This is a genomic window from Pseudomonas bharatica (assembly GCF_048586865.1).
GTDB classification, from domain to species: domain Bacteria; phylum Pseudomonadota; class Gammaproteobacteria; order Pseudomonadales; family Pseudomonadaceae; genus Aquipseudomonas; species Aquipseudomonas bharatica.
Genome location: NZ_JBMAWR010000039.1, coordinates 1 through 20,961 on the forward strand (window position 1 = coordinate 1; position 20,961 = coordinate 20,961).

General features: G+C 64.5%; 19 protein-coding genes and 1 pseudogene. 7 read left to right on the forward strand and 13 right to left on the reverse strand.

What is annotated here, in order from left to right; genetic code table 11:
* The first annotated feature begins 189 nt into the window (after positions 1-189).
* Positions 190-1,101, forward strand: coding sequence for a LysR substrate-binding domain-containing protein (locus ACKLLE_RS26155; RefSeq protein WP_064302902.1), 912 nt, complete (start codon positions 190-192; stop codon positions 1,099-1,101).
* Positions 1,102-1,158: 57 nt separating this feature from the next.
* On the opposite strand, the gene ACKLLE_RS26160 is transcribed toward ACKLLE_RS26155, so the two are convergent.
* A complete protein-coding gene (locus ACKLLE_RS26160) occupies positions 1,159-1,977 on the reverse strand; it encodes an alpha/beta fold hydrolase (protein WP_064302901.1) in 819 nt (272 codons plus the stop codon).
* Positions 1,978-2,035: 58 nt separating this feature from the next.
* A complete protein-coding gene (locus ACKLLE_RS26165; RefSeq protein ID WP_420059472.1) occupies positions 2,036-2,602 on the reverse strand; it encodes an antibiotic biosynthesis monooxygenase in 567 nt (188 codons plus the stop codon).
* A 199-nt stretch (positions 2,603-2,801) separates the two neighbouring features.
* Between ACKLLE_RS26165 and ACKLLE_RS26170 the strand changes: the two genes are divergently transcribed.
* Entirely contained in the window at positions 2,802-3,236 is a 435-nt protein-coding gene (locus ACKLLE_RS26170; protein ID WP_420059473.1) for a YqaA family protein, read from the forward strand.
* Here the strand turns inward: ACKLLE_RS26170 and ACKLLE_RS26175 are convergent.
* The 7 genes and pseudogenes from ACKLLE_RS26175 to ACKLLE_RS26205 all read right to left on the reverse strand — a co-directional run.
* On the reverse strand, positions 3,211-3,816 hold the full coding sequence (locus tag ACKLLE_RS26175; RefSeq protein ID WP_420059474.1) for a DinB family protein: 606 nt from the start codon (positions 3,814-3,816) through the stop codon (positions 3,211-3,213). The two genes, ACKLLE_RS26170 and ACKLLE_RS26175, sit on opposite strands and share 26 nt — an antisense overlap.
* A gap of 11 nt (positions 3,817-3,827) precedes the next feature.
* Positions 3,828-4,934: a cell division protein ZapE gene (gene zapE / locus ACKLLE_RS26180; protein ID WP_420059475.1), complete on the reverse strand. Its 1,107-nt coding sequence runs from the start codon at positions 4,932-4,934 to the stop codon at positions 3,828-3,830.
* 168 nt (positions 4,935-5,102) lie between these two features.
* Positions 5,103-6,251, reverse strand: a complete 1,149-nt coding sequence (locus ACKLLE_RS26185; protein ID WP_064302896.1) for a PQQ-dependent sugar dehydrogenase — start codon at positions 6,249-6,251, stop codon at positions 5,103-5,105.
* A gap of 25 nt (positions 6,252-6,276) precedes the next feature.
* Positions 6,277-6,558: a hypothetical protein gene (locus tag ACKLLE_RS26190; RefSeq protein ID WP_051032708.1), complete on the reverse strand. Its 282-nt coding sequence runs from the start codon at positions 6,556-6,558 to the stop codon at positions 6,277-6,279.
* Between the two features lie 165 nt (positions 6,559-6,723).
* On the reverse strand, positions 6,724-9,156 hold the full coding sequence (locus tag ACKLLE_RS26195; RefSeq protein ID WP_420059488.1) for a TonB-dependent receptor: 2,433 nt from the start codon (positions 9,154-9,156) through the stop codon (positions 6,724-6,726).
* 123 nt (positions 9,157-9,279) lie between these two features.
* Complete coding sequence (locus ACKLLE_RS26200; protein WP_420059476.1) at positions 9,280-10,158, reverse strand: FecR family protein; 879 nt, start codon at positions 10,156-10,158, stop codon at positions 9,280-9,282.
* Positions 10,159-10,162: 4 nt separating this feature from the next.
* A pseudogene (locus tag ACKLLE_RS26205) lies at positions 10,163-10,669 on the reverse strand (RNA polymerase sigma factor); the annotation flags it as partial.
* A 133-nt stretch (positions 10,670-10,802) separates the two neighbouring features.
* Between ACKLLE_RS26205 and ACKLLE_RS26210 the strand changes: the two are divergent.
* Positions 10,803-11,261: an LEA/WHy family protein gene (locus tag ACKLLE_RS26210; RefSeq protein WP_420059477.1), complete on the forward strand. Its 459-nt coding sequence runs from the start codon at positions 10,803-10,805 to the stop codon at positions 11,259-11,261.
* Positions 11,262-11,264: 3 nt separating this feature from the next.
* Here the strand turns inward: ACKLLE_RS26210 and ACKLLE_RS26215 are convergent, their stop codons facing one another.
* Positions 11,265-11,531: a hypothetical protein gene (locus tag ACKLLE_RS26215; protein ID WP_064302892.1), complete on the reverse strand. Its 267-nt coding sequence runs from the start codon at positions 11,529-11,531 to the stop codon at positions 11,265-11,267.
* Positions 11,532-11,664: 133 nt separating this feature from the next.
* On the opposite strand from ACKLLE_RS26215, the gene ACKLLE_RS26220 reads away from it, so the two are divergent.
* Positions 11,665-11,985: an ElaB/YgaM/YqjD family protein gene (locus ACKLLE_RS26220; RefSeq protein WP_009401066.1), complete on the forward strand. Its 321-nt coding sequence runs from the start codon at positions 11,665-11,667 to the stop codon at positions 11,983-11,985.
* 95 nt (positions 11,986-12,080) lie between these two features.
* Here the strand turns inward: ACKLLE_RS26220 and ACKLLE_RS26225 are convergent, their stop codons facing one another.
* A complete protein-coding gene (locus tag ACKLLE_RS26225) occupies positions 12,081-12,707 on the reverse strand; it encodes a response regulator transcription factor (protein WP_064302891.1) in 627 nt (208 codons plus the stop codon).
* Between the two features lie 14 nt (positions 12,708-12,721).
* The gene (locus ACKLLE_RS26230) at positions 12,722-14,518 is read right to left on the reverse strand and encodes a PAS domain S-box protein (protein WP_420059478.1); all 1,797 of its coding nucleotides are present in this window, start codon (positions 14,516-14,518) and stop codon (positions 12,722-12,724) included.
* A gap of 157 nt (positions 14,519-14,675) precedes the next feature.
* On the opposite strand from ACKLLE_RS26230, the gene ACKLLE_RS26235 reads away from it, so the two are divergent.
* From ACKLLE_RS26235 to ACKLLE_RS26245, 3 genes are all read left to right on the forward strand, one after another.
* Positions 14,676-16,298, forward strand: coding sequence for an acyl-CoA synthetase (locus ACKLLE_RS26235; RefSeq protein WP_420059479.1), 1,623 nt, complete (start codon positions 14,676-14,678; stop codon positions 16,296-16,298).
* A gap of 30 nt (positions 16,299-16,328) precedes the next feature.
* A complete protein-coding gene (locus ACKLLE_RS26240; protein WP_420059481.1) occupies positions 16,329-18,098 on the forward strand; it encodes an acyl-CoA dehydrogenase C-terminal domain-containing protein in 1,770 nt (589 codons plus the stop codon).
* Positions 18,099-18,280: 182 nt separating this feature from the next.
* Entirely contained in the window at positions 18,281-19,297 is a 1,017-nt protein-coding gene (locus ACKLLE_RS26245; RefSeq protein WP_064302887.1) for a FecR family protein, read from the forward strand.
* 115 nt (positions 19,298-19,412) lie between these two features.
* On the opposite strand, the gene ACKLLE_RS26250 is transcribed toward ACKLLE_RS26245, so the two are convergent.
* Positions 19,413-20,732, reverse strand: a complete 1,320-nt coding sequence (locus tag ACKLLE_RS26250; protein ID WP_009401073.1) for a Na+/H+ antiporter family protein — start codon at positions 20,730-20,732, stop codon at positions 19,413-19,415.
* Positions 20,733-20,961 lie beyond the last annotated feature (229 nt).

Sequence of the window (20,961 nt, forward strand, 5' to 3'; positions counted from 1 at the left end):
CCGGTTTACCCGCGATTGCTATGGTGAATTCACTACTGCAATCGCGGGTGAACCCGCTCCCACAAGGTCTCTGCAAATCAAAGAGTTATGTTTTGTTCTTGAGAGCTGGCTTGCCAGCGATGAGGCCCTGAAGATCAACAGAGACACTTGCAGTAGACTCCGGACCTTGTCACAACGGAGCCGCCCTTCTTGGAAGACCTCAACTCCCTCTACTACTTCACCCAGGTCGTCGAACACGGCGGCTTCGCCCCCGCCGGCCGCGCCCTGGACATGCCCAAGTCCAAGCTCAGCCGGCGCATTTGCGAGCTGGAAGAACGCCTCGGCGTGCGCCTTCTGCATCGCACCAGCCGTCACTGCTCGTTGACCGAGATCGGCCAGGAATACTATCGACGCTGCCTGGCCATGCGGGTCGAGGCCGAGGGCGCGGCCGAGGTGATCGAGCGCAATCGCAGCGAACCCCGCGGCCTGGTGCGCCTGAGCTGCCCGACCACTCTGCTCAACTCCTGGGTCGGGCCGATGCTGACCCGCTACATGCTCAAGTTCCCGTTGGTAGAGCTGTTCATCGAAAGCACCAACCGCCGCGTCGATCTGCTGCACGAAGGCTTCGACCTGGCCTTGCGGGTGCGCTTCCCGCCCCTGGAAAACACCGACATGGTGATGAAGGTGCTGAGCAACAGCACCCAATGCCTGGTCGGCCAGCCGTCGTTTCTCCAGGCACTGCCGGAAGGCTTCGACCCGCAGCGGCTCGGCGAGCTGCCCAGCCTGCATTGGGGCAGCGCCCAGCGCGAGTACCAATGGGAGTTGTTCCAGGGCGAGGACATGAGCCGCAGCCTGGTGATCCCGCATACCCCACGCATGGTCACCGACGACCTGTTCGCCTTGCGCCATTTCGTCGTCGCCGGGGTGGGAATCGCTCACCTGCCACGGGTGGCGGTGCGCGAGGACCTGGCGGCGGGGCGGCTGGTGGAGTTGCTGCCGGGATGGCATCCGCGCTGCGGCATCGTGCATGCGATCTTCCCGTCACGGCGCGGCTTGCTGCCGTCGGTGCGGGCATTGATCGATCATCTGGCGGAGGAGTTTGCGGGGAGTGACATGGCCTAGAAAGCAGAAGGCCTCATCGCGGTGGTCCGACGATGAGGCCCGAGAGCACAACGGGGATCAGCGCGACAGGAACGCCAGCAGGTCTTCGTTCAACTGCTGCGCATGAGTCACGGCAAACCCGTGGGGCGCCCCGCTGTAGAGGGTCAGCTCGGCGCCGCGAATCATCTGCGCGGCTTTCTTGCCCGTGGTCTCGAAAGGCACGATCTGGTCGTCATCGCCATGGATCACCAGGGTTGGCACATCGATCTTCGCCATGTCCGGACGGAAGTCGGTTTCGGAGAACGCCGTCACGCAGTCCAGGGTGGCCTTGAGCGAGGCCATCAGGGCGATGTTTAGCGTCTGAGCCTGCACGCCCTGGGACACCTTCTGCCCATGATTGATGCCGTAGAACGGCGCCGCGAAGTCGGCGATGAATTGCGCACGGTCGGCGCGGATGCCGTCGCGGATGCCATCGAATACCGACTTGTCGACACCCTCCGGATTGTCCGCGGTCTTGATGAACAGCGGCGTGACCGCGCCCAGGAGGACCAGCCCGGCCACCCGCTCGCTGCCATGCCGGGCGATATAGCGGGTGACATCGCCGCCGCCCATGGAGAAGCCCACCAGGGTCACCTCGTTGAGGTCGAGGTGCTCGATCAACTGGGCGATATCGTCGGCGAAGGTGTCGTAGTCATAGCCCGTCCACGGCTGGCTGGAACGCCCGAAACCGCGACGGTCGAAGGCGATGGCGCGGTAGCCGCGGCTGGCCAGGAATTCCATCTGCACATCCCACATATCGGCGTCCAGCGGCCAGCCATGACTGAACAGCACGGGCTTGCCGCTGCCCCAGTCCTTGTAATAGATCGCGGTGCCGTCACGGGTAACGAGGGTGCTCATAGCGGTATCTCCTGAAAAATGCGTAGGTAGTTTCTTGAGTGTGTATGGGGTGATTCGTTCAGGCCCGCAGCCAGCCGGCAGCGAGACGGGTCACCAGCGGCATGATGAAAAACACCACGGGCAGGATGACGAAGAGGTTGCCGATCAGATTGCCCGCCAGCGGCCCGCCCAGCGCGGGAACCGCAGCGAACAATGGCGCCAGCAAGGCCGGGACCAGCAGGGTCATCGGGCAGATCACCAGGTAGGTCAGCACCGCCTGCTTCCAGCGCGGGGGTTGCTGGGCACCACTGCCGACAGGGGTGAACCAGAACTCGGGGTCGGCGTGGACTTCGGTATGGTCGCCGCCATCGAGCAAAGGCATGACCTCGTCGATCATCCGCTGGCGCTCGCTGGAGTTGACCCAATCCTGCAGGCGGGCCGACTCGCAGAAGCGCACCACTGTGGTGAAGTGCCTGCCGCCCTGCTCCGGACGGATGACGTTGACGCCCAGGTGACCGGGCTGGCGACGCGCGGCCTGCACGGCGCGCTTGAGCCATTCTTCATAGGTGTCCAGCGCGTCGCTGCGGACCTTGTGCTGGATGACCAGCGTGACCACGTTGGAGCTGTCCTGGTTGGCGGTGTTCATAAGCAGTTTCCCTGGCGATAAGTGGTGTGTCGCGTTGATGGGAAAAGCTTAATTTCGACACCCTTTCAGCACCAGATGGCCAAATCGGCCTTTAGCGTTCCATTAACGGAACGATAAACACTCGAACACTTCCGTGCTGGCGGCCGTGGGTTCCGGGAAATATCCTACGCATCCTTCGGAAAAAGGAAGCGCGCCCACCGTGCTGAGCTATTGGGGTCTGTTTCTCGCGGCATTCGGCGCCGCCACGCTATTGCCGCTTCAGTCCGAAGCGCTGCTGGTGGGCCTGCTCCTGCACGATCCGCAGGCGGTGACAAGCCTGTTGCTGGTGGCGACCCTGGGCAACGTCCTCGGCTCTATCGTCAACTGGCTGCTGGGGCGAGCCCTGGAACGCTGGCGCGACAAGCGCTGGTTCCCCTTTTCCGCCACGCAACTGGACAAGGCGCAGCAGCGCTACCAGCGCTATGGGCAATGGTCGCTGCTGCTGAGCTGGATGCCGGTGATCGGCGACCCGCTGACCCTGATCGCCGGGATCATGCGCGAGCCATTCTGGCGCTTCGTGCTGCTGGTGACCCTGGCCAAGGGCGCACGGTACCTGGTGCTGGCGCTGATTACCCTGGGTTGGTTCGGCCGCTGACGCCCCAGATCATCTCCTCGGTCCAGCCCAGTTCGGCGAAGTCCTGCGCACGCAGATGGGCCTCCCCCTCGCAGAAAAATTCATCCAGTTGCGGCGGGCGCACACCGGTATCCGCGAGCATGGCGTGGACCTGCCCGCGGTGGTGGATCTGGTGCTCGAAGAGATGGGACAGCAGGCGCAAGCGCTGGTCGCGCTGAACCCGCTCGGGACGGACGATGCTGACGTAGCGCTGCAACTGGTCGTCGCGCTGTTGCTGGCAATAGGCGATCAGGCGCCGGTCGTTCTGCGCCTGTTCCCGGTGCAACTGCCCGACATCGTCGAAAGGTTGTTCCGGCTCGAAGAAGCGCGCCGACAGTTCGTCCGGCGGCTCCCCGCGCAGCTCGCGCTCCAGGGCCTGGAGGTAGAACCAGTCGACGGTCAGCAGGTGATTGAGGGTGGCCTTGATCGAGGGGAAGAAACTGCACCGCGGCGCGACCAGTTCGTCGCGGCTCAGTTGCCGGCACGCCTTGTACAGGCGGTGGTTGGCCCAGGCATTGTTGTAGGCCATGGTCAGCAGGTGGTGCGACAGTGGCTCGGCCATCTTGCACGTCCTCAGTGGAAGCGTTGCAGCTGCATCTCCCGCAGACGGCTGAGTGTCCGTCGGAACGGGAACTCCAGGTAGCCTTGAGTGTAGAGCGCTTCCAGGGGAACGTCGGCCTCCAGGTACAGGGCCACGCGCTGGTCGTAGCATTCATCGACCAGAGCGATGAAACGCCGTGCGCCGTTGTCCTGCGGTGACAGTTGCGGCAGCTCCCGATCGCCGGCCACCACCCGCTCGGCGCCATCCTCGGTGCCCCGGGCGATCCTGCCCGGGCGCTGCGCCGCACCGAGCGCCGGCACGCCGCTGAGCAGAATGGCGTCGAACGTTTCGCACAGGGCCATGAACTCCATGGCGGCCAGGGGCTGCTCACACAGATGCAGGTAATCGCACCAGAGTACCCTGGCGCTGCGGCGGATCACCTGGACGGTGCGGTAGCCGACGGGCAGGTCCGCATCAGTGGCCGGGGCGCCGCCGCTCAACTCGTTGAACACCTGCTCCAGCGCGCAGGGCTGGCCGGCCTGGCGCACCCAGTAGCGCTGCTGGCCGACACCGGGGTGCAGGCGATGATCCTGCTCACCCTGGACTGCCACCACCTGTATCGACGCCTCGATCGCGGCGATGGCCGGGAGGAAGCGCTCGCGGTTGAAGCCGTCGGCGTAGAGCTCGCGTGGCGGCAGGTTGGAGGTAGCGACCACCACTACCCCGGACTCGAACAGCACTTGGAACAGACGACCGAGAATGATCGCATCACCGATATCGTTGACGAACAGCTCGTCGAAACACAGCACGCGGATCTCTTCGGCGAGGCCTTGGGCCAGGGCCTTGAGCGGGTCGGCAGTGCCGTTGAGCTGGAACAGGCGCTGGTGGGTCCAGCGCATGAAGTGATGGAAATGCTGGCGGCGCGCGGGAATCGTCAGGCAACCATGGAACTGGTCCATCAGCCAGGTCTTGCCGCGACCGACCGGGCCCCAGAGGTACACGCCCCGGGCCGGTTCGCCGCGCTGCACGGCATCAAAGCAGTTTTGCAGGGCTTGCACGGCGGCCTGCTGGGCAGGGTCGGGAATGAAGCCCTGCTGCTCGATGGCCTGGCGGTACAGGGCCAAGGGGGTGTGGGACATGCTGACCCTCGGACAAAAGGGCACAGGGTATATCAGTAAGCCATTATTTGTATGTGGATTTTGAAGCCGGCGCGGTCCCTGTGGGCGGGTTCACCCGCGATTACTGTTGTGGATTCACTGAAGTAATCGCGGGTGAACCCGCTCCCACAGGGGCCGCGTAATGGCGGCTTATTCGGCCAGCCCCACCTTCAACAGTTGCCCATCCTCCTCATCGGTCAGCAGGTAGAGGAACCCGTCCGGCCCTACCCGGACATCCCGCACCCGGGCGTCCAACTGCCCGAGCATGCGCTCTTCATGGACGATCCTGTCGCCATCGAGCTGCAGCCTGATCACTTCCTGGGTTGCCAGGGCACCGATGAACAGGTTGTGGTCCCAGGGTTTGAAGCGACCGCCATCATAGAACGCCATGCCACTGATGCCCGGGGATTTCTCCCAGACGTGGTGAGGCGCTACCGTGCCCTTCACCTCCTTGCCCTTGGCCTCGGGAATGGGCATCAGCGAATAATTGATGCCATGGGTCGCCAGCGGCCAGCCGTAGTTCTTGCCGGGCTTGGGAATATTGATCTCGTCACCACCACGGGGACCATGCTCGTGGGTCCAGAGTTGCCCGGTCCAGGGGTTGAGCGCCGCGCCCTGCTGGTTGCGGTGGCCGTAGGACCAGATCGCCGGTTGCACGTTTTTCTGCCCGACGAAAGGGTTGTCCTTGGGAATCTCGCCATCGGGCAGGATGCGCACCACCTTGCCCTGCAGCTTGTCGAGGTCCTGGGCGGTCGGTCGCTCGTTGTTTTCGCCCAGGGCGATGAACAGATGACCCTCGCGGTCGAACACCAGCCGCGAGCCGAAGTGATTGCCGCTGGACAGCTTCGGCTCCTGGCGGAAGATCACGTTGAAATCCTCCAGGCTCGACAGGTCGCCGGAAAGCCGCCCACGCCCGACCGCCGTGCCGGCCTTGCCGCCCTCGCCACCGCCCTCGGCAAACGACAGATAGACCAGGCGGTCCTTGTTGAACGTCGGCGACAGCACCACGTCGAGCAGGCCGCCCTGGCCCTTGGCCCAGACCTCGGGCACGCCATTCAACGGCGCTCCCACCCTGCCCTCTGGGCCGATCACCCGCAGGTTGCCCTGGCGCTCGGTGACCAGGATGCCCTGATTGTCCGGAAGAAACGCCAGGGCCCAGGGGTGTTTCAGGCCCTCGGCCAGGGTCGCCACCTTGAGCGTGCCCTCCTCACTGGGGAAGGTTCGTTCAGGCGCGGCCTGGGCCAGAAGTGGCAAGAGTGCGGCAGTACCGAAGGCGAGCAGCCAGGATCGTGAGGTCATGCGGGCTTCCTTTCTGGGGGCGCGATCACGGTGCACGTTGTGAATCGCGGGGTGGGCGGATGGGCTCCAGGCGTGGCGCCTGTTGCTCGCGACGCAGGTTGTCGCCATTGCCGATGCCCCGGTTCTCCAGGGTTGGCGGACGGGATGGCGGCTGGGTGGACGGGCCGCGCAGCGGCGGCGTGGCGGGTACGCTGCCCTGCTGGCTATTGGGGTTGATGTCGCGGATGGGACTGTTGTGCGGGTTGTTTTCGCTCGCTGCCAGTACCGCCCCCGCGGCGCAAGCGGCAAGGACGGCAGCGAACAGCATCGGCAAAGGTCGGCGTGACATGGGCACCTCCCGCAATTGGGCATCTCCGAAGGTTGGATAGCCTAAGGTGCGAGAGGTTCGCCCGGAAAGCGCCGGGGCCGGCGCAGGTGATTCATTTTGTTACGAGGGAAGCATTGCCCTGGCGGCCCCGCAGCAGCACTGGCCTCAGTAGGCCAGCGACCAGGTCAGGGTGTAGGTGCGGCCGCGTCCCTGGTAGTCATACAGGTAGGCCGGGCCATAGGTCGGCGAGTAGAACAGCGTCGCGCGCTGGCCCCAGACGGTGCTGTATTGCTTGTCCAGCAGGTTCTGGATGCCGGCGCTGAAGGTGCCGAAACCGGTCTCCTGGCTACCCAGCAGGTCGAAGGTGGTGTAGCCGGAAATCTTATGGTCGGCATCGTCCTCGAGGGTGAAGGCGTGGTTGGCCTGCAGCCGCGCGTTGCGCCCGTCGCCCTTCCAGCCGACGAAGGCGGTGGACTTGGACAGCGAGGCATAGCGGGCATCGCGCTTGATCCAGTCGCCGTCAGTGTCTTCCTCCTCGGAACGCACCAGGTGCAGGGTGCTGCCGGCTTCCCAGCCGCTGTCGAAGCGTCGGGTCAGCGCGCCTTCGAAGCCGAAGTCACGGCTTTTCTTGTCTTCGACGTTGATGGTCAGGGTCGCCGAGTCGGTGCTGATGACCTTGTCCGACCAGATGTAATAGACCGCCGCCTGGGCATCCCAGTCCACATCGGCATAGCGCCAGCCCATTTCGACCTGGCGGCTCTTAATCCCGGCCAGCGGGTTGTCATCGACGCTCAGGCCAGCCTTGCCGTAGTACTTGGCCGGGTCCGGCAGGTCGAAACCTTCGCCGTAGTTGGTCCAGACTTGATGCCCGTTCTTGAAGTCGTAGATCGCCCCCAGGTTGTACAGGTTGACCTGATAGTCGTTGCTGCCACCGGGAATGCCCTTGAAGTCACCGACATCCACGTCCATCTGCTGGCGTCGTGCGCCGCCGGACAGGGTCAGGTTGTCGGTCAGGTGCCAGTCCAGTTGCGCGTAGGCAGACAGGCCGTCGACCCGGTAGCTCGGGTAGCGCGGCGCCTTGCTCGCGGTGTCCAGTTCGAGGCCACCACTGCTGGACGAGGTGCGCGCATCGAAGGTGCTCTGCTCGGCATTGAAACGCTCGCGATCGAGGTCGACGCCGTAGGTGAGCTTGAGGGTATCCCACTGCTTGGCAAACAGCGCCTTCAGGCTGGAAACCTCGAAGTTCTGCTGCGAGGCAGCGAAGTACACGCCGCGCGAGCCCCGGGGCGTACCGCTGTTGTAGTAGGGAAACGGGTAGAAATTGTCGTCTTCCTTGCGGTACGAGGCCTGCAGGTAGAAGTCCTGGCCGAGCACATCGGCATGGTGGTAGTTGGCGTTGAGCAGCAGGCGCCGGGTTTGCGGTTCGAGGTCGCTGGACAGGCCGCTGCGCAGTTCGGCGTCTTCCAGATCCGACGGTGCGTTGTAGTTCAGGTGCGGAAAGTAGATCCCGGTGCTGCCGTGGTTGCCGGAGTCGTAGTACTGCGCCAGCAGGTCGAGGCTCTGTTCATCGTTGAACTGCATGCCCAGGCTGCCCAGCACGTCGATGGTGCGGTTGTATTGCAGGTCGGTCTGGGTGTTATCGATGAAGATCTGCTCGCCGGCGCCGTCGTAGAAGGCTTCGTTCTGCTCGGCGGACACCCCCAGGCGGGCATTGATGCGCTCGTTGCCGCCACTGACCGATTGGGCAATGCGCGTCGACAGGTCGTCACTGTTGTTGAAGCCGCTGCTGGCCCCGATCTGGGTTTCGAAACGCGCCGGGCCCTCTTCGCCCTTTTTGGTAACGATGTTGATGATCCCGCCGGTGGCACCGCCGCCGTAGATAGCGCTGGCGCCGGACAGCACTTCGACGCGCTGGACGTTGAACGGCGAGATGCTGTCGAACTGGCGCGACAGGCCACGGGAGCTGTTCTGGCTGACCCCGTCGATCATCACCAGGACATTGCGCCCGCGCATGTTCTGGCCGTAGTTGGTCCGCCCTTCCGGCGCCAGGTCAAGGCCCGGGACCAGCTTGCCAATGGCTTCCTTGAGACTGACACCGCTGCTGATCTGCTCCTTGAGCTGCTCCTGGTCGACCACCCAGACGGTGCCGGGAATCTCGCTGATCGAGGTGCTGGTACGCGAGGCCACGCTGACCTCGATCGCCTTGAGGGCGATGCTGGCCTGGGGCTCGGCCTTGCGCAGGATCACCGTGTTCGTATCGCTGAACTGCCAGCTCATGCCGCTGCCGGCAAGCAGTTGTTGCAGCGCCTGCTCGATGCTGTAGCTGCCGCGCAGGCCCGGGCTGTCCAGGCCGGCGACGTCGCTGGTGGTGAACAGCAGGTGCAGCCCGGCCTGGTCGGCGAATTGGGTCAAGGTCTGGTCGAGGCTCTGCGCCGGCAGGTCGAGGCTGACCTGGCGTGCCTGGGCGGCGCTGGTCTGTGCAGGGTTCACGGCTTCGGCGGCATGGGCGGCGAAGGTGCCCCAGAGGCCGGCGGCCACGGCCGAGGCCAGCAGGGCCAGTTTGAAGGAACGGGTGGAACGTGCTGAGGACGGGGACAGACCTTTCACTGTTTTCTTCCAGACGAATACGTAAATGAGAATGAGTTGCTGATCAGTCTCACTACGACGATTCGGCCTTGCAGAACTTGCAGTGACTTTCGAAAAAAATTTTCGGTGCCCGGATCAGTACAGCACGGCCAGCCACGGCAGATAGGTGACCTTCAGCTCATAGCGTTGTTCGAGGGTGCGCAGCAGGCCGTGAGGATCATCGAGATCGAACACGCCGCTGACCGGCAAGGCACCGAGCTGATTATCGGAAATCAGGATGCGCCCGTGCTGGTAGCGCTCCAGCTCGGCGATCACTTCCCGTAGCGGGCGGCCGTTGAAGATCAGCTTGCCGCGTTGCCAGGCAGTTTGCGCCTGGGCATCGGGGCTCGCCGCGAGCAAGCGCTCGCCGACCCGCGCCTCGCCACGGGCCACCACCACACTGGCGGCGTGGCCCTGGCGACGCACGCTGAACACCGCACCACTGCCCTGCACCCGTTCGTCGCCGCTATCGACCACGAACGGCCGCGGATCCTGCGCCGGCTCGAACAGCGCCTCGCCTTCGCGCAACGACACCAGACGCCGGTCGTCGGTGTACTTCACCGAAAACGCGCTGGCGCTGTTGAGGGTGACCCGCGAGCCGTCTTCCAGGGTGACGGTGCGGCGCTCACCCGTGCTGGTGTGGTAGTCGGCCAGCAGTGCCGGTGCCTGTTGCCAGCCACCGTAGCCCACCAGCGCCAGCACCAGCGAAGCGGCGATGGCCGAGCCCCAGCGACGGCTGCGGCGCGGCGCGATGGGCAATCTGGCGGCAGCTTCGGTGTGGCCGATATCGCCCCACAGTGCCTCGGCCTCCTCGGCGGCGGCCAGATGTTCGGCGCTGAGTTCGCGCCAGCGCTGGTAGCGGGACCGGTCGGCGGCACTGGCAGTGCCCGAATGCAACAGCACCTGCCAATCGATGGCAGCATCTGAAAGGTCGAGGATGGGCTGGGGTTCGGAAGGCATGCGCGCGTCAGTCATGGTTGTGCTTGAGCCAGTCGCGGCAATGGCGCAGGGCCTGGCCGATGTATTTTGCCACCATGCTTTCGGATACGCCCAGCCGTTTTGCGATCTGCGCCTGGGTCAGGCCCTCGACACGGTTCAACAGCAACGCCTGGCGGGCATTGTCGGAGAGTTGCAGCAGGGCTTCGTCGAGGATGGCCAGGCGCTCCCGGGCCAGCAGCGTGGTCTCCGGCGCCGGCCCCGGGCAGACCATCTGCCCCGCCACATCGCTGTCGCCGAGGTTGCTTTCCTGGCGCTGCTCGCGGCGCAGGGTGTCGATGGCCAGGTTGCCGGCGACCCGGAAAATGAAACTGCGGGCGTGCACTACCGGCACGTCCTGCTCATCGATCTTCACCAGCTTGAGCCATGTCTCCTGGGCCACGTCGGCCGCGCGCTGGCGGTCGTTCATGCGCCGGGTCAGGAACAGCAGGAGATCATCGTAATGCTCCTGGAAACTGGCCAGCAGCCCTGAAGCGGGGGACGTCAGCATGAGTGGGAAAGATCGCCGTGGAAAGTAGGACATGAACTTTAATGAGAAGGATTATCTTTCAAGTCATGTACGACTTTCAACGCCGCCGTGCATTTGCCACACTCCGGGGCAACCTGTTCCCGGAGCAATCGCCATGTCTCGCCTGTTGCGCCATCTCACCGGCCTGAGCCTGATCCTCGCCCTGTCAGCCTGTGCGCTGTTCCAGGGGCGGGATCCGGTGAACATCAGCGTGATCGGTATCGACCCCCTGCCCGGCCAGGACCTGGAGTTGCGCATGGCGGTGAAATTGCGGGTGCAGAACCCCAACGAGACGGCCATCGACTTCAATGGCGTGGCCCTGAACCTGGAGGTCAATGGCCAGCCGCTGGCTGCCGGCGTCAGCGACCAGCACGGCAGCATTGGCCGCTTCAGCGAACAGGTGCTGGTGGTGCCGGTAAGCATCACCGCGTTTTCGGTATTGCGCCAGGCCGTGGGCCTGAGCCAGATGAGCAGCCTCGACGGCATGCCCTACGAGGTCAATGGCAAGCTCGCCGGGGGAGCCTTCGGCACCATGCGCTTCAAGGACCGCGGCACCTTCGAGCTGCCGCGCTGACGCTCAGGCCTTGCTGGCGCTGGCCGCCGCCATCAGCTTGTTGACCTCGCCGCGCACCATGTTGGCGTATTCCGGCGGCGACATGGCGTCCAATTCCGCCCGCACCCACTCCGCCCATTTGCCCTTGCGCCGCGGCTTCTCGCCGATCAGGCGGACGGCTTCGCCCTTGGCCTTGGCCAGGTTGGTCTGCCATAGCTCGAACAGCCGGGCTTTTTCCTCTTCGATCTCGGCCCGCTCGGCGAAACTCTTGTTGGCCAGATTGAAACTCATGGGGTAATTCCTGCCGCTTGAAAATGGGCGCTATCTTACACTGTAGCCGCCGATGCCCTGCAAACCGGTGCAACTTTTCCGTACCGGCGGGCGTCCATCACACATCGACGTATGATTTGACCGAGGAAGCGCAATGGCCAGGAAAACCACCCAGCACACCGAAAGCGAGCAGATCAAGGACCAGGCGTTCAGCGAATTGCAGGCACTGATCCAGGAGTCGGAGAAGCTGCTCAACGACAGCGCCTCGCTGGTCGGCGAGGAAGCCGAGACCCTGCGTGCCCAGTTGCAGCTCAAGTTGAAACAGGCCGGCCAGGCGGTGGGTAACGTGCGTGACAGGGCCAAGCCGGTGGTGGACGCCACCGAGCAGTACATTGGCGGGCATCCGTGGCAGACGGTGGCGATTTCGGCGGGGTTCGGATTGGTAGTGGGGTTGTTGCTGGGGCGTCGTTCCTGATCCGGAATCTTTAGTCTCATCGCTGGCAAGCCAGCTCCCACAGGGTTCGGCGGCGCCGCAGATTCTTGTGGGAGCCGGCGTTGCCGGCGATGGGGTCAACGGAGATTCAACGGCTCGACGACACCACAGGCAATCGCCATCCCCACCAGCTCCGGCAGGTGCTCGGCCTGCATGCGCTTCATGACCCGCGAGCGGTACAGATCGACGGTCTTGACGCTGACCTCCAGTTGCTCGGCAATCTCCCGGTTGGTGTAACCCTTGACCAGCGGCACGAACACATCGCGCTCGCGCGGCGTGAGGCTGTCGATCCGTGCCTGCACCGCGTCGCGCTGGCGGCTGCCGACCTGGATCTGCGACGAACGCCCCAAGGCATCCTGGACGCTGTCCAAAAGCATCTGGTCGTTGTACGGCTTTTCGATGAAGTCGCAGGCCCCGGCCTTGAAAGCCCTGACCACGATCGGCACATCGGCGTGACCACTGACGAAGATCACCGGCAGGTCGATCCCCTTTGCCCGCAACGCTTCCTGCACACTCAGGCCGCCCATGCCGGGCATGCGCACATCGAGCAGCACGCATGCCGGCAAGTCGCCCTCACAGGCATCGAGAAAGGCCTGGCCGCTGGTGAATGGCAGGGCCACCAGGCCCACCGACTCCAGCAGCCACACCGTTGAATCGAGCATGCCCTGGTCGTCGTCGACCACATAGACCTTCGGATCCTGCATCAAAGTCCCCTTGTTCAAGCGCTTGCCGCCGGCGCCAGCCGACAGCTCAGAATCAGTCCCCCGCCCTCCCCCGGGCTGGCCGAGAGCGTGCCGCCGAAACCTTCGACGATACTGCGGCTCATGCTCAGGCCAAGGCCCAGTCCTTCCGGCTTGCTGGTGGTAAAGGGGGTGAAGATGCCGTCCAATTGCTCCGGCGCCACGCCCGGCCCCTGGTCGATTACCTGGACCAGCAGGCGCGCGCCCTCCTGCTCGCCACGCAGCACGATCCGCGACGGCTGCCCCGGCTGATGCTCGCGGTTGGCGTCGATGGCGTTGCGCAGCAGATTGAGCAGGACCTGCTCCAGCAGCACGCGGTCGGCGTACACCGGCGGCAGATTGTCCGCCATTCGCTGCTCGATCGTCACCTGCGCCTGCGTCGCCTCCCAGGCACACAGGCGCACCGCCTCGCGCGCCACCCCGGCCACCGACAGCGCCTGCAGGCGCCGCGGTTCCTTGCGCAGGAAGGCACGCAGGCGCTTGATCACTTCGGCGGCATGGGTCGCCTGTTCGCTGATCCGCTGCAAACCCTGGGCAACCCGGCCGGCAGCCTGCGGATCACGCTCCAGGGCGTGCAGGTAACGTTGGCTGGCCGCGGCGTAGTTGAGCACGGCGGCCAGCGGCTGGTTGATTTCGTGGGCAATGCCCGAGGCCAGTTCGCCGAGGGTCACCAGGCGCGCGGTGTGGGCCAGTTCATCCTGGTGGCGGCGCTGCTGGGTCTCGCGCAGTTCGCGCTCGGTCATGTCGCGGGCCACCAGCGAGTAGTAACGTTCGCCGCCGGCCGCCGTATGCGCAAGCAACACCAGCGACACCGGAAACGCCGCAGTCCCGTCGTAGGGCGCCAGCCGCGCTTCGCATTGCCAGACGCCCTCGCGTTCGGCACGCAGCCAGCCCTCGTGATCGAGGCGCTGGCAAGCCTCGGCGTCGAGCAGTTCGCCCAGACGAGGTGCGTCCTCCACGGCGGTCAGGCCCAGGGCCCGGCGCGCCGAGCGGTTGAGGTAGGTCAGGCGCCCGTCAGGATCGGTGAACAGCACCAGGTCGGTATTGGCCTCCACCACTTCGGCCAGGCGCCGGCGGTTTTCCTGGGCTTCGATACGCACGGTGATATCCCGCGAGACACTGACGATCTCCACCACCGCACCGGTATAGGTCTCGCGAATGGCACGGCTGGCGATCTCGAACCAAAGGTCGCGGCCGTCGCGATGGCGTACGCGGCAGGTCATGGTCTGGTAGCCATCGCGCTCGAGCGCAGTCGAGGCCTGGATAAGGTGTTGGCGGCGATCCTGGGGATGCAGCAGGGCCTGCACCTTGACCCCGCGCAGTTCCTCCGGCCAGTAGCCGAGCAGGCGGTACGAGGCCGGCGAGGCATCGAGGAAACTGCCGTCGGGGGTGTGCCGGGAAATCAGGTCGGTGGTGTTCTCGGTAATCAGCCGGTACAGGCGCCGGGCCTGGGCCGCCTCGCGCTCGGCGCGACGCTCGCCGGTGGCGTCACGGCACCGCGCAACCACCTGATCGGCGCCGGCAGGGATGAAGGTCCATAGCAGAATGCGCTCGCCGGCCAGGCTCTCGACCTCGGCAATCGCCCGCTGTTGACCCAGGCAGGCGCGGACCAGCGCGGCATGGTTGGCCGGCAGCAGCACCGACAGGCTTTGCGGCGGCCAGCCATTGAGCTCGTCGCGCATGGCCGGGTTGGCGGCGCGCAACACGGCGTTGGCGTCGAGCAGCAGCGAGGGTTGCGGATCGTTATCGAGCAAGGCCGAAGGAATGAGCGTCACAAGGAGGACTCCGCTTTTTATAGTATTTGTACCATATTGCTATAGTCTATCTTCCAAGTAACATGGCGAACAGCGTAAAAATCAACGCAACGGAACGGTCACCCCGCTCCAGAACCCTGATCAGAGCTAACAATCAGCCAACAGGACATCGCTTTCTATGTCGATCTTCTCCGAGGGCCTGCAGCCCGCGCCTGTCAACCATGTCGCCCTTACTCCCCTGAGCTTCATCGAACGCACCGCTGCCGTGTATGGCGACTACCCGGCGGTGATCCACGGTTCGATCCGGCGCAACTGGCAGGAAACCTACCAGCGCTGCCGACGCCTGGCCAGCGCCCTGGCCGGCCGCGGCATCGGCCGGGGCGATACGGTGGCGGTGATGCTGCCGAATATCCCGGCGATGCTCGAAGCGCATTTCGGCGTGCCGATGATCGGCGCCGTGCTCAACGCCCTCAACGTGCGCCTCGACGCCGAAGCCATTGCCTTCATGCTGGAACATGGTGAAGCCAGGGTGCTGATTACCGACCGCGAATTCCACAAGGTCATCGCCGCCGCCCTGCAGTTGATGGAACACCCGCCGCTGGTGGTGGATGTGGACGATCCCGAGTACGGCGAAGGCTGCGCGGTCAGCGAGCTGGACTACGAGGCCTTCCTGGCCGAGGGCGACCCGCAGTTCGCCTGGCAGTGGCCCGAGGACGAGTGGCAAGCGATTTCGCTGAACTACACCTCCGGCACCACGGGCAACCCCAAGGGCGTGGTCTATCACCACCGCGGCGCCTACCTGAACTCGCTGGGCAACCAGATGACCTGGGCCATGGGCAATCATCCGGTGTACCTGTGGACCCTGCCGATGTTCCACTGCAACGGCTGGTGCTATCCCTGGACCGTCACCGCCCTGGCCGGAACCCATGTGTTCCTGCGCCGGGTGGATCCGCAGAAGATCCTCACCCTGATCCGCGAACACCAGGTCAGCCACCTGTGCGGTGCGCCCATCGTACTCAATGCGCTGATCAACATGCCCGACTCGGCCAAGGCGGCCATCGACCATCCGGTCAACGCCATGGTCGCCGGCGCGGCGCCACCGGCCAAGGTCATTGGCGCGGTGGAGGAAATGGGCATCAAGGTCACCCACGTGTATGGATTGACCGAGGTCTACGGCCCCGTGACGGTCTGCGCCTGGCACGCCGAGTGGGATGAAAAGCCGTTGCAGGAACGGGCGCGGATCAAATCGCGTCAAGGCGTGCGCTACGCCACCCTCGAAGGCCTGATGGTCGCCGACCCGCAGACCCTCGAACCTGTGGCACGGGACGGCAACACCCTGGGCGAGATCTTCATGCGCGGCAACACGGTGATGAAGGGCTACCTGAAGAACCCCGAAGCCACTGCCGAAGCCTTCCGTGGCGGCTGGTTCCATACCGGCGACCTGGCGGTCTGCCATCCGGACGGCTATGTCGAGATCAAGGACCGACTCAAGGACATCATCATTTCCGGCGGCGAGAACATTTCCACCATCGAAGTGGAGGACACGCTATACCGCCATCCCGCCGTGCTCGAAGCCGCCGTGGTCGCCCGGCCGGACGAGAAATGGGGCGAGACGCCCTGCGCCTGGATCAGCCTCAAGCCCGGCTTCGAGGACACCCGCGAGGCCGAGATCATCGCCTTCTGCCGCGAACACCTGGCCGGCTTCAAGCTGCCGAAGACGGTGATCTTCCGCGACCTGCCGAAGACCTCCACCGGCAAGATCCAGAAGTACCTGCTGCGCGACTGGGCCAAGGCGCTCTGATCCGTCCCTCCTTTTATTGCGAGAACCAAGATGCCTGAATTCAATGCCCCGCTGCGCGATATGCGCTTCGTCCTTCATGAAGTGTTCCAGGGCCCGGCCCAGTGGGCGCGACTGCCGGCCCTGGCGGCGACGGTCGACGGCGAGACCGCCGACGCCATCCTCGAAGAGGCGGCGAAGATCACCGGCCAATTGATCGCCCCGCTCAACCGTAGCGGCGACGAACAGGGCGTCGGCTTCGAGGCGGGCCAGGTCACCACCCCGGAGGGTTTCAAGGACGCCTGGCGCACGTACCGCGAGGGTGGATGGGTCGGCCTGGCCGGCAACCCGGAGCATGGCGGCATGGGCATGCCGAAGATGCTCGCGGTACAGTTCGAGGAAATGCTTTACGCTGCCAACTGCTCCTTCAGCCTGTACTCGGCGCTGAGCGCCGGCTGCTGCCTGGCCATCGACGCCCATGCCAGCGATAGCCTGCGCGCGCTATACCTGCCACGCCTGTACAGCGGCGAATGGGCCGGCACCATGTGCCTGACCGAACCCCATGCGGGCACCGACCTGGGCATCATCCGCAGCAAGGCCGAACCGCTGGTCGACGGCAGCTACGCCATCAGCGGCACCAAGATCTTCATCACCGGTGGCGACCAGGACCTCACCGAGAACATCATTCACCTGGTCCTGGCCAGGCTGCCGGACGCGCCCGCCGGGCCCAAGGGCATCTCGCTGTTCCTGGTGCCCAAGCGCGTGGTCAACGATGACGGCAGCCTGGGCGTGGACAACGCGGTGAGCTGCGGTTCGGTCGAGCACAAGATGGGCATCAAGGCCTCGGCCACCTGCGTCATGAACTTCGATGGCGCGGTGGGTTACCTGGTCGGCGAACCCAATCGTGGACTGGCGGCGATGTTCACCATGATGAATTACGAACGGCTGTCCATCGGCATCCAGGGCATCGGTTGCGCCGAGGCGTCGTACCAGAGCGCGGCCGCCTACGCCCGGGATCGCCTGCAAAGCCGCGCAGCCACGGGTGCGCAAGCCAAGGACAGGATCGCCGATCCGATCATCGTGCATGCCGACGTGCGCCGCATGCTGCTGACCATGCGCGCCCTGACCGAAGGCGGGCGGGCATTCGCCACCTACGTCGGGCAACAGCTGGATATCGCCAAATATGCCGAGGACGCCGGCGAGCGCGAAGCCGCGCAACGCCTTGTAGCCCTGCTGACGCCGGTGGCCAAGGCGTTCTTCACCGACACCGGCCTGGAAAGCTGCGTGCTGGGACAACAGGTATTCGGCGGCCACGGCTATATTCGCGAATGGGGCCAGGAGCAACTGGTGCGCGATGTGCGGATCGCGCAGATCTACGAAGGCACCAACGGTATCCAGGCCCTGGACCTGCTCGGGCGCAAGGTGGTGGCCGATGGCGGACAGTCGCTGACCCTGCTGGCCAGTGAAATCCGCGCTTTCTGCGAGAGCGAGCCGCCTTACGCTGCACAATTGCTGGAAGCACTGGTACGACTGCAGAGCACCACCCAATGGCTGCGCGAGCAGGCTGGCGTCGATGCCAATGCGGTGGGTGCGGCGTCGGTGGAGTACCTGCACCTGTTCGGCTATGTCGCCTACGCCTACATGTGGTCGCGCATGGCGGCGGTAGCGAAGGCCCGGCATGCCGACGAGCCGGAATTCTACGAAGCCAAGCTGGCCACGGCGGCCTTCTATTTCGCTCGCCTGCTGCCGCGGACCCTGTCCCTGCAGGCCGGCATCCAGGCCGGGAGCGCCAGCCTGTATCAGCTCGACGCCGAGCATTTCTGAACGGCGGATATCCCGGCACGCCCGAGCGTGCCGGTTTTCCGACCGCCGGTTGGTTTGTGCGGAAAAGCCGGCTTTGCAGCGGATTTACTGCAAATAAATCTCACAACTGATAGTGATTCGCCATGATCTCGGTTCCGGAGCCCCGCCACGCAGGGGTAGAATGGCCAAAACCGGGAGTATCAATGAATCAGGCCAGCCCCAGCGACGACGAACTCAACGCCATTACCGATGCCGCTGCGCATTGGTGCATGCGCTTGCACGCTGACGACTGCACTGAACAGGAACAGGCCGAGTTCGCCGAGTGGCTGACGGCCAGCCCGCTGCACCGTCGTGAGTTCGAGGCGATGCAGGATATCTGGATAACTGCCGACCAGCTTCCCCGCTCGCCTGCCCCTGCGCAAATCCTGCAATTGCCGCTCAAGCCCCGGCAGCAGCCACAACGTGCCCGGCACTATGCCTCGGCGGCAGTCATCGCCTTGCTGGCCCTGCCCCTGGCCGGCTGGGTCGGCTGGGACCAGGGCTGGCTGCCCAACGATTACCAGTCGGTGCAAAGCACCGATAGCCGTCGCACCGTCACCCTTGGCGATGGCAGCGAGGTGGAATTGAACCTCGGCACGTCCCTGCGCTACATGAACTTCAAGGACCAGCGCCGGGTCACCCTGAGCAAGGGCGAGGCGTTCTTCACGGTCCATCACGATCCACGGCACCCTTTCGTGGTCCGCGCCGGCAACGGCCAGACCGAAGTCACCGGCACCCGTTTCAACGTCTGGAAGTACCGCGACCAGGTCAAGGTGACCCTGGTGGAAGGCTCGGTGCTGGTCAGCAGCGAGAGCTTCAAGCTCGGCAGCGGCTACCGTCTCGGCCCGGGCATGCAGGCCGCCTACCAAACCGGCGATCTCGAACCGAGCCTGAACCAGACCTACGCCAATGACCCCAGCCTGGCATGGCGCAATGGCAAGCTGGTGATCGACAACCTCACCCTCGACCAGGCCCTGCCGCTGATCAACCGCTACCTCGACAGCCCTCTGCGCCTGGCCGATGCCAGCACCGGCAGCGTGCGCATCAGCGGGATCTACAACACCAGCGATGTGAAAAAGCTGGTGCGCACCTTGCCCAAGGTGCTGCCGGTGTACCTGACCCAGGACAAGAACGGCGACACGGTGTTGAACCGGATTTCGCCGCCGCCGAAGAAGGGCTGAGCCAGCAGCCTTAAGGACGACGCGGCCCCGGTGGGAGCGGGTTCACCCGCGATTGCGATGGTTAATCCGCTACCGTATCGCGGGTGAACCCGCTCCCACAGGCTCCGCAGCGCTCTTACAGCACCATCGCCGCCACCCACCCCGCCGCCAGCAGCGGCAGGTTGTAGTGGATGAAGGTGGGCACCACGGTGTCCCAGATGTGGTGATGCTGGCCATCGACGTTCAGCCCGGACGTCGGTCCGAGGGTCGAGTCCGACGCCGGCGACCCGGCATCACCCAGCGCCCCCGCCGTACCGACGATGCAGACTGTCGCGATCGGGTCGAAGCCCAGTTGCACGCACAACGGCACGAAGATCGCCGCAAGGATCGGCACGGTCGAGAACGAAGAACCGATGCCCATGGTCACCAGCAGGCCCACCAGCAGCATCAGCAACGCGCCGATGCCCTTGCTGTGGTCGATCCACACCGCCGACGCCTCGACCAGCGTCTTCACCTCCCCAGTGGCTTTCATCACTTCGGCAAAGCCGGAGGCAGCGATCATGATGAAGCCGATCATCGCCATCATCTTCATGCCTTCGGTGAACAGGTCGTCGGTGTCCTTCCAGCGGACGATGCCGGAAACCGAGAAGATCAGGAAACCCGCCAGCGCGCCGATGATCATCGAGTCCAGCCACAACTGGACGATGAACGCCGCCGCGATCGCACAACCGGCAATCAGGAGCGTCAGCGGGTTGTAGCTGACCGCCACCTGCTCGACCTGCTCGATCTTTTCCAGGTCGTATACGCGCTTCTTGCGATAACTGAAGAACACCGCAATCAGCAGCCCGGCGAGCATGCCCGCCGCCGGGATGGCCATGGCATGGGTGACGTTGACGCCACTGATATCGACGCCGCTACGGGCCACGTTGGCCAGGAGGATTTCGTTGAGGAAGATATTGCCGAAGCCCACCGGCAGGAACATGTACGGGGTGATCAGGCCGAAGGTGATGACGCAGGCCACCAGGCGCCGGTCGATCTGCAGCCGCGTCAGTACATAGAGCAGCGGTGGCACCAGCAGCGGAATGAAGGCGATGTGGATTGGCAGCAGGTTCTGCGAAGCGATCGCCACGACCAGCATCAGCCCGATCAATAGCCATTTGATTTTTCCGCCCTGGCCGTCGCGCTGCCCATGGAACATCGCCAAGGCCCGGTCGGCCAGGGCATGGGCCAGTCCGGATTTGGCGATGGCCACCGCGAAGGCGCCGAGCAAGGCGTAGGACAACGCCACCGTGGCCCCGCCGCCCAGCCCGCCATTGAAGGCCTTGAGCGTACCTTCGATCCCCAGGCCACCGACCAGCCCGCCCACCAGCGCACCAATGATCAGTGCGATGACCACATGCACGCGGGACAGGCTCAGCACCAGCATGATGCCGACCGCGGCAATGACTGCATTCATTCTTTCCAGCCTCTTGAAACGATGAAAAAGCACTAGCGTCGGCGACAGATATGCCCTGGGGGCCTGGCCGAATGACGGTATGTAATGTGGAAGGCGCACACTCTGAAGGAGGCCTCCCCCATTGTCAAAGCGCAGCGGCCCACAGCGGTGCAGGGGTCGCGTCGATGAACGAAAAGGACGCAATTAAATTGAACGTTTGAATAAAGAAACCAGTGCGGAGGCCGATACA